11 protein-coding genes, 1 tRNA gene and 1 rRNA gene are annotated in these 10213 nt (G+C 68.3%); 9 read left to right on the top strand and 4 right to left on the bottom strand.

Annotated elements, in window-relative coordinates; translation table 11 throughout:
- The first annotated feature begins 31 nt into the window (after nucleotides 1-31).
- The 5 genes from rrf (at nucleotide 32) to BUF17_RS07650 (ending at nucleotide 2884) form a co-directional block, all read left to right on the top strand.
- Nucleotides 32-146: ribosomal RNA gene (gene rrf, locus BUF17_RS07670) — 5S ribosomal RNA — on the top strand.
- Between the two features lie 39 nt (nucleotides 147-185).
- Nucleotides 186-262: transfer RNA gene (locus BUF17_RS07665), tRNA-Met, on the top strand.
- A gap of 474 nt (nucleotides 263-736) precedes the next feature.
- Nucleotides 737-1087, top strand: coding sequence for a DUF1428 domain-containing protein (locus BUF17_RS07660; protein WP_073627077.1), 351 nt, complete (start codon nucleotides 737-739; stop codon nucleotides 1085-1087).
- 349 nt (nucleotides 1088-1436) lie between these two features.
- Entirely contained in the window at nucleotides 1437-2204 is a 768-nt protein-coding gene (locus tag BUF17_RS07655) for a VOC family protein (RefSeq protein WP_073627075.1), read from the top strand.
- A gap of 200 nt (nucleotides 2205-2404) precedes the next feature.
- A complete protein-coding gene (locus BUF17_RS07650; protein ID WP_073627073.1) occupies nucleotides 2405-2884 on the top strand; it encodes a VOC family protein in 480 nt (159 codons plus the stop codon).
- A gap of 77 nt (nucleotides 2885-2961) precedes the next feature.
- Here the strand turns inward: BUF17_RS07650 and BUF17_RS07645 are convergent, their stop codons facing one another.
- Both BUF17_RS07645 and BUF17_RS07640 read right to left on the bottom strand, forming a co-directional pair.
- Nucleotides 2962-3744, bottom strand: a complete 783-nt coding sequence (locus tag BUF17_RS07645; protein WP_073627071.1) for an SDR family oxidoreductase — start codon at nucleotides 3742-3744, stop codon at nucleotides 2962-2964.
- Nucleotides 3741-4061 carry a nuclear transport factor 2 family protein gene (locus BUF17_RS07640; RefSeq protein ID WP_244530801.1) on the bottom strand — a complete coding sequence of 107 codons (321 nt, stop codon included), beginning with the start codon at nucleotides 4059-4061 and terminating at the stop codon, nucleotides 3741-3743. Before BUF17_RS07640 ends, BUF17_RS07645 begins: the two co-directional genes overlap by 4 nt.
- 204 nt (nucleotides 4062-4265) lie before the next feature.
- Here BUF17_RS07640 and BUF17_RS07635 point away from each other — a divergent pair, with 204 nt between their 5' ends.
- Nucleotides 4266-4574, top strand: coding sequence for a winged helix-turn-helix transcriptional regulator (locus BUF17_RS07635; protein ID WP_084564254.1), 309 nt, complete (start codon nucleotides 4266-4268; stop codon nucleotides 4572-4574).
- Here BUF17_RS07635 and BUF17_RS07630 read toward each other — a convergent pair.
- The gene (locus BUF17_RS07630) at nucleotides 4550-5125 is read right to left on the bottom strand and encodes an RBBP9/YdeN family alpha/beta hydrolase (RefSeq protein ID WP_073627065.1); all 576 of its coding nucleotides are present in this window, start codon (nucleotides 5123-5125) and stop codon (nucleotides 4550-4552) included. The two genes, BUF17_RS07635 and BUF17_RS07630, sit on opposite strands and share 25 nt — an antisense overlap.
- A gap of 262 nt (nucleotides 5126-5387) precedes the next feature.
- A complete protein-coding gene (locus tag BUF17_RS07625; protein ID WP_084564216.1) occupies nucleotides 5388-6491 on the bottom strand; it encodes a lysine-2,3-aminomutase-like protein in 1104 nt (367 codons plus the stop codon).
- Between the two features lie 447 nt (nucleotides 6492-6938).
- On the opposite strand from BUF17_RS07625, the gene BUF17_RS07620 reads away from it, so the two are divergent.
- The 3 genes from BUF17_RS07620 to BUF17_RS07610 all read left to right on the top strand — a co-directional run bounded on the left by BUF17_RS07620 (nucleotide 6939) and on the right by BUF17_RS07610 (nucleotide 10199).
- The gene (locus BUF17_RS07620) at nucleotides 6939-7520 is read left to right on the top strand and encodes a hypothetical protein (RefSeq protein WP_073627063.1); all 582 of its coding nucleotides are present in this window, start codon (nucleotides 6939-6941) and stop codon (nucleotides 7518-7520) included.
- A 207-nt stretch (nucleotides 7521-7727) separates the two neighbouring features.
- A complete protein-coding gene (locus BUF17_RS07615; protein ID WP_073627061.1) occupies nucleotides 7728-8246 on the top strand; it encodes a YcnI family copper-binding membrane protein in 519 nt (172 codons plus the stop codon).
- A 186-nt stretch (nucleotides 8247-8432) separates the two neighbouring features.
- The gene (locus BUF17_RS07610) at nucleotides 8433-10199 is read left to right on the top strand and encodes a copper resistance CopC/CopD family protein (RefSeq protein ID WP_244530800.1); all 1767 of its coding nucleotides are present in this window, start codon (nucleotides 8433-8435) and stop codon (nucleotides 10197-10199) included.
- The last annotated feature ends 14 nt before the right edge of the window (nucleotides 10200-10213 follow it).

Raw genomic sequence — 10213 nt, 5'->3', positions numbered from 1 at the left:
CCAGATCACTTCCGCTCACGTGCTTCGCCGGCCTGGTGGCTATGGCGAGGGACCCCAACCCGATCCCATTCCGAACTCGGCCGTTAAAACCCTCTGCGCCAATGGTACTGCATCTTAAGATGCGGGAGAGTAGGGCGCCGCCAGGCCCGCTAAGCACGTCTTTCCTCTCCACAATCAAACAACACCGCGGGGTGGAGCAGCCCGGTAGCTCGTCAGGCTCATAACCTGAAGGCCGCAGGTTCAAATCCTGCCCCCGCAACCATATCAAAAAGCAAAACACAGCCAGACAAGCCGTGGCGGCTGCCGAAAGGCGGCCTGTTCGCTAATAATAAGAACAAAACAAGTACGCTTAAGCAGCCGGGCGTGACCACAGGCAGCCCGGAACCGGCGGACATCAGCCGCCGAAGAGGCCGATACGGTCGCGCAGCATTCAACTCGCCGGCAGCCATCGAGCACGACGGACGAGACGCGGCAGGCTCGAATCCCCGGCATCAGCCGCACCGGGCGCGATCAAAATCCCGACATCTGATCTCCCTCGCCATCGCGGAGGTTGACATGCGCGATCTGAAACGTTGATATCAACTCAAGAAGTCGCTCCGCCGCCGTCTCGATTGAGTTTCAGGGCGGTGGGCTTGGCGGCGGGATCGAACGGCAAGTCGCGATGGCCAGCCGAGGCGGTTGCTGGAAGAAAAGAGCCGGCTAATGATCGCCGGCCAGCGTCTGGAGGGAGGTGGAAATGTCCTATGTCGACGGGTTCGTCGTCGCCGTGCCGGCCGCCAACAAGGCGGCCTATCGGGCGATGGCGGAGGAAGCCGCCAGGCTCTTCAAGGAGTTCGGCGCCGCTCGTGTCGTCGAATGCTGGGGGGACGACGTTCCCGACGGCAAGATCACCGATTTCCGCGGCGCGGTGAAAGCCGAAGAGGGAGAAGTGATCGTCTTCGCCTGGATCGAGTATCCATCCCGCGAGGTCCGTGATGCCGCCCATGAAAAGATGAAGACGGACGACCGCACCAGGGCGTTCGCGAACATGCCGTTCGATGGCAAGCGCATGATCTTCGGTGGCTTCTCCACCATCCTCGACGCCTAGAGTACCATCCCGTCGGACGGACTCATCCGTTCGACGAGACGTCGCGACCGATCCAAGGCCCGGCGCCTATCCCTGCCGTTCAGGTTGGCGTGACCTGAACGCGAGAGGTTCCGACCTCTCAGCTGCGACGCAGGCGATATCGACGGGACGTGCTCCGGCTAACCAGCTCCGCTGCGCAGCGATGACGAAAGGCCGGTCTGCCGCAGGACGGTGGATGCGCCCCATCCGCCGCGGCGTCGCGGCGACATCTGACGTGCATTTATCCGGGCGGTCCAAGACACACCGAGAATCGCGCCTGTCCCGCGTCCCCCCGGAGACGCCTCGACGGGAGCGACGCGGAGAGGGCTTCATGACGACGCAACATGGCGACTTCATCTGGTACGAGCTGATGACGGCGGATCCGCACGCGGCCGCCGCATTCTACGGCGATGTGGTGGGCTGGCAGTCCCGGCCGTTCGATGCCGGCGTGGCCGGTGGCTATCACATCTTTTCCACCGGTGACGAGGATGCCGGCGGTCTGATGGCGCTGCCCGAGGGGGGCGCCACGCCCGCCTGGATCGGCTATGTCGCGGTCCGGGATGTCGATGCGGCGGCCGCCGCGCTCGTGGCTGATGGCGCGACACTCCTGGTGCCGCCCACGGACATCCCGAATGTCGGCCGCTTCGCCGTCATCGCCGACCCGCAGGGGGCGGTCTTCACCATCATGCGCGGCGCGATGGAACATGACAGTCCGGCGTTCTCGCCTGACAAGGCGGGCCACACCCGTTGGAACGAGCTTTCGACCACCGACCCGGAGGCTGCGTTCGCTTTCTATTCCCGCCATTTCGGTTGGACGAAGGGCGAAGCGATGCCGATGGGCGACCTCGGCGTTTATCAGCTGCTCGATCATGGCGGCCATACCTTCGGGGCACTGATGCGTGCCCAGCCGCAACAGCCCGCACCGGCGTGGACGTTCTATTTCGGCGTCGCCGACATCGATGTTGCCGCAGCGAAGACGACCGCGGGCGGGGGCAGGGTCCTGCATGGACCGGCGGAGGTGCCGGGCGGCGAATTCATCATCGTCGCCGAGGACCCACAGGGCGTGGCCTTCGCCCTGGTCGGGCCGCGTACGACTTGAGGCGGACGAACCGTCCTTCGATGCCGGGCGCGGGCGACGCGCGCCCGGACCATGAAGGCCGGACATCATGCCGGTGACGACACGTCCCCGGGGGCGGGCGGGCCGTGCGGAAGGATCACGACGCAGCGGTGCGAGGTCGCGTGCATCTGCCTCGTCGCCGATCGCGCCGCCGTCGTCGTGACATCCACCCAGGAGGCACCATGACCAAGGTTTGTCAGCATCTCTGGTTCGCGGCCGACATGGACGCCGCGCTACGGCTCTATACCCGCCTCGTTCCGGGGTCTTCGCTCGACTGGACGACGACCCTGCCGGCCGAAAGTCCCGCCGGCCCGGCCGGTAGCGTCAAGATCGCTGGCTTCACCCTTGGCGGCCAGCGGTATCAGGCCATCGAGGCAGGACCGCTCGATCCCTTCAACCACAGCTTCTCGATCATGCTGGAGTGCGAGGACCAGGCCGAACTCGACCGGCTCTGGGAAGCCCTCGCCGAGGGCGGTCAGATCGAGCAATGCGGCTGGCTGCGCGACCGCTGGGGGCTCAGCTGGCAGATCGTGCCGAAAAGGCTCGGCGAGCTGATGGGCGATTCCGACCGCGAAAAGGCTGCGCGGGTGGCTGAGGCGATGCTGACGATGGTGAAATTCGATATCGCCGCTCTGGAGGCGGCCGCGGACGGTCAGAGCTGACCGGTCTCGCGACCGCATGGCCCCACCGCGGCGGCGCCACCCGCCGGACCGCGCGGCGAGCCCTCCGGTGGCCCGTATCAGGCCGTGGGGACGGTGCCGCCGTCGATCAGGTGTTCGCTGCCGGTGATCGCGCCGGCACGGGGCGACGCCAGGAAGGCGATCAGGTCTGCCACCTCGGACGGCTTCGCCGGGCGCCCGAGCGGAATGCCGCCGAGAGACCGCATGATGATGGCCTTGCCGCCCTCGTAGTCGGTGCCGGCCTCCGCGGCGAGGCGTTCGGCGAATGCGACGGCGGCTTCGGTCTCGATCCATCCGGGTGCCACCCGCACGACGCGGACGCCCTTCGGCGAGACCTCCTTGGAAAGGCTCTTGCTGTAGGTTGCGAGCGCGGCCTTGGCTGCGGCATAGGCCGTGGTCGATTCCGGCAGCGGCAGCAAATGCTGGATCGACGTGACATGGACGATGACGCCCGAACCCTGCGCCAGCATCGCTGGAAGCAGCGCCCGATCGAGGCGCACGGCCGGCATCAGGTTGAGATCGAGTTCCGCCTGCCACTCATCGTCGCCGAGTGCCGCGAAGCCACCGGGCGGCGACGTGGAGCCGCCGAGCACGTTGACGAGGATATCGAGCCCGCCGAGCCGCGATAATGTCTCCGCCGCGACAGCCGCGCAGCCTGCGGCGGTGGTGACGTCGGCCGCGATGTAGACCGCTCCGTCGGGCGGATCCTTCGGAAGCGAGCGGGCGGTTGCCACCACCCGTGCGCCGGCGTCCAGGAGCGACTTCACCACGGCAGCGCCGACGCCCTTGGTGCCGCCCGTCACGAGAGCTCGCCGCCCTGCGAGGCCGAGATCGAAGCTCATGCTCCGATCTCCAGCGTGGAGATGCGACCGCCTTCGATCGCGAAGCGGTAGCGCAGCTCGATCGGGCTGCCGGGGAAGTCGCCGGCGACGCGCGCGGTCACGAGGGTGTCGCCACCGGCCTGTTCCGCCGCAAGCGGCTCGCTTCTATAGTTGTATTTCGCCGAAGCCGCGCTCTTCCACGCGGCGATCGCGGCGTGGCCACGGTGAAGGCGGCTTTCGTCTTTGACGACGCCGTCGTCCGTGAAGCACAGGGCTACGGCGGCGCCGTCGCCGCCATCGGCAGCGAAGTAGGCGGCGACAGGAGGTGGCAGGTCCATCGACATTTCGTTTCATCCTTTGCGGCATGTTCTGCGAAAACGTCATCACGTCCATGAAGACGAACGACGCTCCCGAACATGAGCGGAATGTGTTACCCGCCGGAATGAATGACAAGAACGCACGAAAAAGTAAGGAACTGACTTGTGGGTAAGGTGGACTATACGGCCGCGTCTGCCGCCGAGGGTGTCGAGAATGCCTTCACTATGCTGGAAGGGCGCTGGAAGCTCGTCATCCTGTTCCACCTGTTCGGCGGCCGGATCCTGCGCTTTTCCGATCTTGAGCGCGCGATTCCCGGCGTGTCGCAGAAGATGCTCGCCCAGCAGCTTCGCCAGATGGAGAAGGACGGCATCGTGCGGCGCATCGTGCATCCGCAGGTGCCGCCGAAGGTGGAGTATGGCCTGACGGCGTGGGGCCAGTCGCTCTGCCCCGCACTCGACGCTCTGCTGACCTGGATGGAGCAGCGCCCGGAGGAAACGATCAGCCGCCCTCAGGCGCCGAGCCCGGCCTCCTGAGCGGCAGGGCGCGCGGGACGCGAGCGGCGCTCCAGTGCGTCCGCCAGCCGGTAGCCGCGCGGCCAGCGGCCGAAACCGCTCGCCACGTTGATATGACCGGCGCGGCCGAGATCGACGAGATCGGCCCCCCAGGCCCCAGCGAGGAAACGCGCCCTCTCGAAGGCCATGTAGGGGTCGTTCCGGCTGGCGACGACAGTGGTGGGGAACGGCAGCGGCTCGACGGGGAGGGGGGCGAAGCCCCGAATCCGGTCCGGCGCGCAGTTGGGACAATCGACGTCGGCCGGCGCTACCAGAAGCGCGCCCGCGACCGAGAGGTCCGGCCGTCTCCGCGCCAGATGGGCCAGCAGCACCGTTCCGAGACTGTGGGCCACGATGAGCGAGTTTGGATGCGCGTTTACCGCGGCCTCGAGCCGGGAGAGCCAGACGTTCAATGTCGGCGCGGACCAGCTTTCCTGCTCGACAGCGAAGGCGTCCGGATCCTCTTCCAGCCAGATCCGCTGCCAGTGACCCGGACCGGAACCATCGAGACCCTGCACGATGAGGCGTTTCATGCGCGTCCCCGACGAGTGTAGCTGGGCCGGGCGTGGCACGCCGGAGCGCGGGGTGCGATTGGCCTGTCCATGATGTCCTCCCGAAGCGCCCGTGCCCATATGGTGGGCGTGCGCCGCCGCCATTGCCACGGAGCGGCAGGGCCGGTCTCCGATGGCAAGATCCTAGCTTCGGCCGGACCGGCCCGCAAAGCGCAGGGACTCGGAGTTCTGCCAGTGCGCAGAAAGGGAATCCGGAAATCGCCTTCTCGGAGAACCTGTTTGCTCAATCAGCCGTGTCATCCATGGGCGGATAGGAATGAAGCTTGCCTTGCGGGTCCTCCACCCGATGCCGCCCGGCCTCGTCGCATTGCAGATAGGCCGGGCCGACCGGCACCTTGCCGTAGCCGCCGGGGATATCGAGCACATAATGCGGCTGGCAGAGCCCCGACCAGCGGCCGCGCAGACCCCGCATCAGCGCCTGGCCTTCGCCGATGGTGGTGCGGAAGCGGGCGGTTCCCGGCGCCAGATCGCCATGGTGCAGGTAGTAGGGCTTGATGCGTGTCTCGACGAAGGCCCGCATCAGCGCACCCAGCACCTCGACCTCGTCGTTGACGCCCCTGAGCAGCACCGACTGGCTGAGCATCGGGATGCCCGCGTCGATCAGCCGGCCGCAGGCTTCCCGCGCTGCCGGGGTGAGTTCGCGCGCGTGGTTGGCGTGCAGCACCACGTAGGTGGCAAGGCCGGGCGAACGCAGCGCCGTCGCGAGCGCCGGGGTGATGCGCTCCGGCGAGACCACGGGCACGCGGGTGTGGAAACGCACGATCTTCACATGTTCGATGGCGCCGAGTGCAGCGACGAGCTCCGCCAGCCGTCGCGGCGATGCGATCAGCGGATCGCCGCCAGTGACGACGACCTCCCAGATCTCCGACCTGTCACGGATATAGGCGAGCGCGGCGGCGAGAGCCTCGGGACCGAGCCCGGCCCCGGCATCGGGACCGACCATCTCGCGGCGGAAGCAGAACCGGCAATAGACCGGGCAGACATGAACGAACTTCAGGAGCACGCGGTCGGGATAGCGATGCACGAGGCCTTCGACCGGACTGTGCGCGTGGTCGCCGATCGGATCGGCGCGTTCTTCCGGCGTGGTTTCGAGCTCTTCCGCCGCCGGGACGAACTGGCGGGCGATGGGGTCGGCCGGGTCCGCGGGATCGATGAGCGCCACCATGTCGGCGGTCACCGAGACGGCATAGCGGGCGGCGACGGCCTCAAGGCCGGCGAGCCGCTCGGGCACGACGAAGCCGGCTTCGACGAGGCCGGCAATGCTGCGGTGCGTCTCGCGGGCGGCAGGGTGCAGCAGCGGCGGCTGCGGCAGCGGTCGGGAGGCCATGGTGTTCGCTTCGGGCGCCGTCGATCGGATTTCGCAACGAACCGCCCCGGGGGCGCGACCGGGCGGAGGGCGCCGGCAGCGACGGGCGCGGCTCTTCTGTGCGCGAAATGTCCGCGCCGGGCAAGAGCGCGCGGCGCAGGGCAAGGCTGCGTCTTCCATCCCCTGCCATCCCCCGCCTCCTGCCCGTGCCATTCTTGTCGGCGCGTCACATGGCTGTACGTCACATCCCTATGCGCCTCCTGCCGGTTGGGCCCGCGATCCGATGGTGAACGGTGATGCCCACCGGCCGCTCGCGACCCGCGTGCGACGGGAAGTCCGGTTACATCCGGGAACGACCATGATACCAGTTCGCAAGTTCAGGCCCGCTTGTGGGAGACAGGCCGCGTGCCAGCGCCCCTGCCGTTCCTCGCTACCCTGCTCCGGCCGCGCGCCGGAGGGCGATGCGCATTGAGCGTTTGCAAGCGACGTTTCGGCACCCGGTCCGCTCCCGCTGCGCGCGGGCGTGCGCACGGCCGGCGCCGCTGGATCGCCTCCTCGCTGGCCTGGCTGGTCTTTACCCAATCCCTCCTGATCGGGCTCATGCTCGGCGTTCAGGCGGCGCCGCCGGCCTTCGCCGCCTCGCCCGACGACGCGTTTTATATCGGTGCGGTGATCTGTACCCACGACACGGCCGGGGACCTTCTCTCCCCGGCCGAAGCGTGGCCGCTTGCCGGCGCCGATATCCAAGACACCCGCAGCCAAGACACCCATACCCAAGACACCCACGCCTTCGGCCCCCAAACCGCGGAAACGGATCCGGCAGGGTCCACGCTGCCTGCGGCGGATCACCACCGCGGCGGCCTACTCGATTGCTGCCTGCCCGGCTGCGCGATGCTGGCCATCGCCTCCGCCACGCTGCCCACGGTCGATCCGCTGCCGTTCCAGATGCGCGTCGACGACCGGCCGCAGCCGGTCTCGGACGAAGCACCCGTGCCCCTCCCGTCCGTGCGATCTCCGCGCACGACACGCGGACCGCCCGGCACGGCCTGACGAGCGGCGTGCGCCGTTTTCTCCGGCTGCACGCGATTTCCCGTCCTTCCTCCGTCCCATCGTCACGGTGCTGCCGAACCTCGCGCTCGGCCGGCCGGATCGCATCACCGCATCCTTTCCGGACGGTGGGAGCGGAGGCGTTCTTTCCCGCCGGAACGGTCGAGCCGACTGGGCGCGTTCCGGCCTCTGCCCTCGATTGGAACCATCATGTTGAAGTCGTTCACGCTCGCCTGCGGCCTTCTCGCCATGGGCACCGTCGCCGCGAGCGCCCACATCACCCTCGAAGTCGGCGAAGCCTCCGTGCCGGGCGCCTACAAGGCGGTCTTCCGCGTCGGCCATGGCTGCGCGGGTTCGCCCACGACCAAGGTCCGCGTTCAGATCCCGGACGGCGTCATCGCGGTCAAGCCGATGCCGCATGCCGGCTGGACCATCGAGACCGTGAAGGGGCCCTATGGAAAGGCCTATGATTATTATGGCGAAAAGGTCGATTCCGGCGTGAAGGAAGTCGTCTGGCAGGGCGGCAACCTGCCGGATTCCTACTACGACGAGTTCGTGCTGCGCGCCTATCTCACGAGCGACCTGAAGCCGGGCACCACGCTCTATTTCCCGGTCATTCAGGAATGCGAGCAGGGTTCCGAGCGCTGGATCGAAATCCCGGCAGCCGGCAAGGACGCGGACGACTACGAGACGCCGGCCCCGGGGCTGAAGCTCGTGCCGAAGCCCTGACCTGACGCAGGAAGCGGCGGCTCTGCCGGGCTTTTCCTTGCCGGGCCTTGTCTTGCCCGGCTTTGCCGGCGGCCGTCGCGTGAACGGGGCGGACCGGGTTCGATCCCCGGCTCCGCCTCTGACAGGGTTCGGCGGCGCACGCCGCCGGACCGCCGTCATTCCATTGCACAGCGTGGAACCGTGTCCATGAAAACGATGACGAGAGCGGCGGATGCCGCACCTGCACCGCCATCCGCTCCCGCGCGTCGCGGCGCGGCGCCGCAGCCGCTGGCGGGCCGTGCGCTCGCGCGGCTGTTTGCCGCCATAGTGGCGCTCGCGTTCGCCATCGGTCTGCCCGCGGCCGCCTTCGCACATGCCGCACTCGGCAACGCGGTGCCTGCGGACGGCGCCATGCTGGCCGAGGCGCCTGCGACCATGGACCTGACCTTCAGCGAGCCGGTCGCCCCGATCGCTCTTCGGCTGATCGCGCCGGACGGTTCCTCCCGTACCCTCACTGCGGCGTTGCACGACACCGTTCTTTCCGTCGCGCTGCCATCCGGCATGGGGCAGGGAACCTACGCGCTGAGCTGGCGGGTCGTGTCGGAAGACGGACACCCCGTGGGCGGAACGCTCACCTTCTCGATCGGCCACGCCAGCGCCGGTGCGCCGACGGTAACAGCGGCTGTCGTGGACTGGCCGTTGCGCGTCGCAATCTGGGCCGCGCGGTTCGCGCTCTATGCGGGGCTGTTCCTTGGCGTCGGCGGCGCCGTGTTCGCCGCGTGGCTGGTCCCGCGCGGTGGTGCGGCGGTGCGGGATTGCACGGGGGCGGATGTGCCGGCCCGCGGCTTTCTTTCCGCCATGCTGGCGATCGGTGTCGTGGCGATCGTCGCGGCACTCGGGCTGCAGGGAGCCGATCTGCTCGGCGCGCCGGTCGCGGGGCTCGCTCAGCCGGAAATCTGGCAGGCCGGGCTCGGTAGCATCTATGCCAGGACGCTCGCGCTCGCGGCGGCGGCGCTCGTGATCGCGAGCGTCAGCCTTGCCGTCGTCTCGCGTCGCCCGGTTCTCGCCCGGCTTCTGTCGGCGGTCGCGCTCGCCGCGCTGGGCCTGGCGCTCGCGGCAAGCGGCCATGCCTCTACGGCGGCCCCGCAAGTGATCATGCGCGCGGGCGTATTCCTCCACGCCGTCACGATCGCCGTCTGGGTCGGTTCGCTCGTGCCGCTCGCGGTGCTGCTCCACCGGGGCGTGTGGCGGAAACACAAAGCGACCGCGCCAGGGCGAGCGGATGATACCCGGCGCGCAACCGGCGCCCTGCGGCATTTCTCGGACGTCATTCCCTGGTTCGTCGGGGTGCTCGTCCTGAGCGGCGGCACGCTGGCGGTGGTGCAACTCGGCCATCCGAGCGCGTTGTGGACCACGGATTACGGCCGGGTGATGCTGGCGAAATTCGCGCTTCTGTCGGTGCTGTTCGCCTGCGCGCTGCTCAACCGCTTCAGCCTGACGGCGCCGGCCCTGCGTGCGGAGCCGCGGTCTGCGGGCCTGCTGGCGCGTTCCATTGCCGTGGAAACGGCGCTCGTGGTCGCGATCTTCGCCGTTGTCGCCGTGTGGCGCTTCACCCCGCCGCCGCGGGCGATCGATGCGGCGCGCAACGAACCGGCGGCGGTCCACATTCATACGCCGGATGCGATGGCCGACATCACGGTCACGCCCGGCCATGCCGGCCCGGTCACGGCATCGATCGTTGTCATGACCGGTGATTTCGGTCCGCTCGATCCGCAGGAGATCACGCTCGCGCTGTCGAACCACGGCGCAGGTATCGAACCGATCCGTCGGCCGGCCGTGCGTGTCGGCGACGGCACCTGGCGCGTCGATGGCCTGGTGCTGCCCGTGTCCGGACACTGGACGGTGCAGCTGCGGCTTCTGATCTCGGATTTCAAGATGGCGACGCTCGACGGAGAGGTCGACATCAAGCCCTGACGGCGGCGGCCCCC

Source organism: Pseudoxanthobacter soli DSM 19599, from assembly GCF_900148505.1.
In the GTDB taxonomy this organism is placed as follows: domain Bacteria; phylum Pseudomonadota; class Alphaproteobacteria; order Rhizobiales; family Segnochrobactraceae; genus Pseudoxanthobacter; species Pseudoxanthobacter soli.
This window is presented reverse-complemented; position numbering and strand designations above follow the sequence as displayed.

Bases quoted from the DNA above. Each gene is read 5' to 3' on its own strand.
- BUF17_RS07660 (WP_073627077.1), top strand. From the start codon at position 737: ATGTCCTATGTCGACGGGTTCGTCGTCGCCGTGCCGGCCGCCAACAAG.
- BUF17_RS07655 (WP_073627075.1), top strand. From the start codon at position 1,437: ATGACGACGCAACATGGCGACTTCATCTGGTACGAGCTGATGACGGCG.
- BUF17_RS07650 (WP_073627073.1), top strand. From the start codon at position 2,405: ATGACCAAGGTTTGTCAGCATCTCTGGTTCGCGGCCGACATGGACGCC.
- BUF17_RS07645 (WP_073627071.1), bottom strand. From the start codon at position 3,744: ATGAGCTTCGATCTCGGCCTCGCAGGGCGGCGAGCTCTCGTGACGGGC.
- BUF17_RS07640 (WP_244530801.1), bottom strand. From the start codon at position 4,061: ATGGACCTGCCACCTCCTGTCGCCGCCTACTTCGCTGCCGATGGCGGC.
- BUF17_RS07635 (WP_084564254.1), top strand. From the start codon at position 4,266: ATGCTGGAAGGGCGCTGGAAGCTCGTCATCCTGTTCCACCTGTTCGGC.
- BUF17_RS07630 (WP_073627065.1), bottom strand. From the start codon at position 5,125: ATGAAACGCCTCATCGTGCAGGGTCTCGATGGTTCCGGTCCGGGTCAC.
- BUF17_RS07625 (WP_084564216.1), bottom strand. From the start codon at position 6,491: ATGGCCTCCCGACCGCTGCCGCAGCCGCCGCTGCTGCACCCTGCCGCC.
- BUF17_RS07615 (WP_073627061.1), top strand. From the start codon at position 7,728: ATGTTGAAGTCGTTCACGCTCGCCTGCGGCCTTCTCGCCATGGGCACC.
- BUF17_RS07610 (WP_244530800.1), top strand. From the start codon at position 8,433: ATGAAAACGATGACGAGAGCGGCGGATGCCGCACCTGCACCGCCATCC.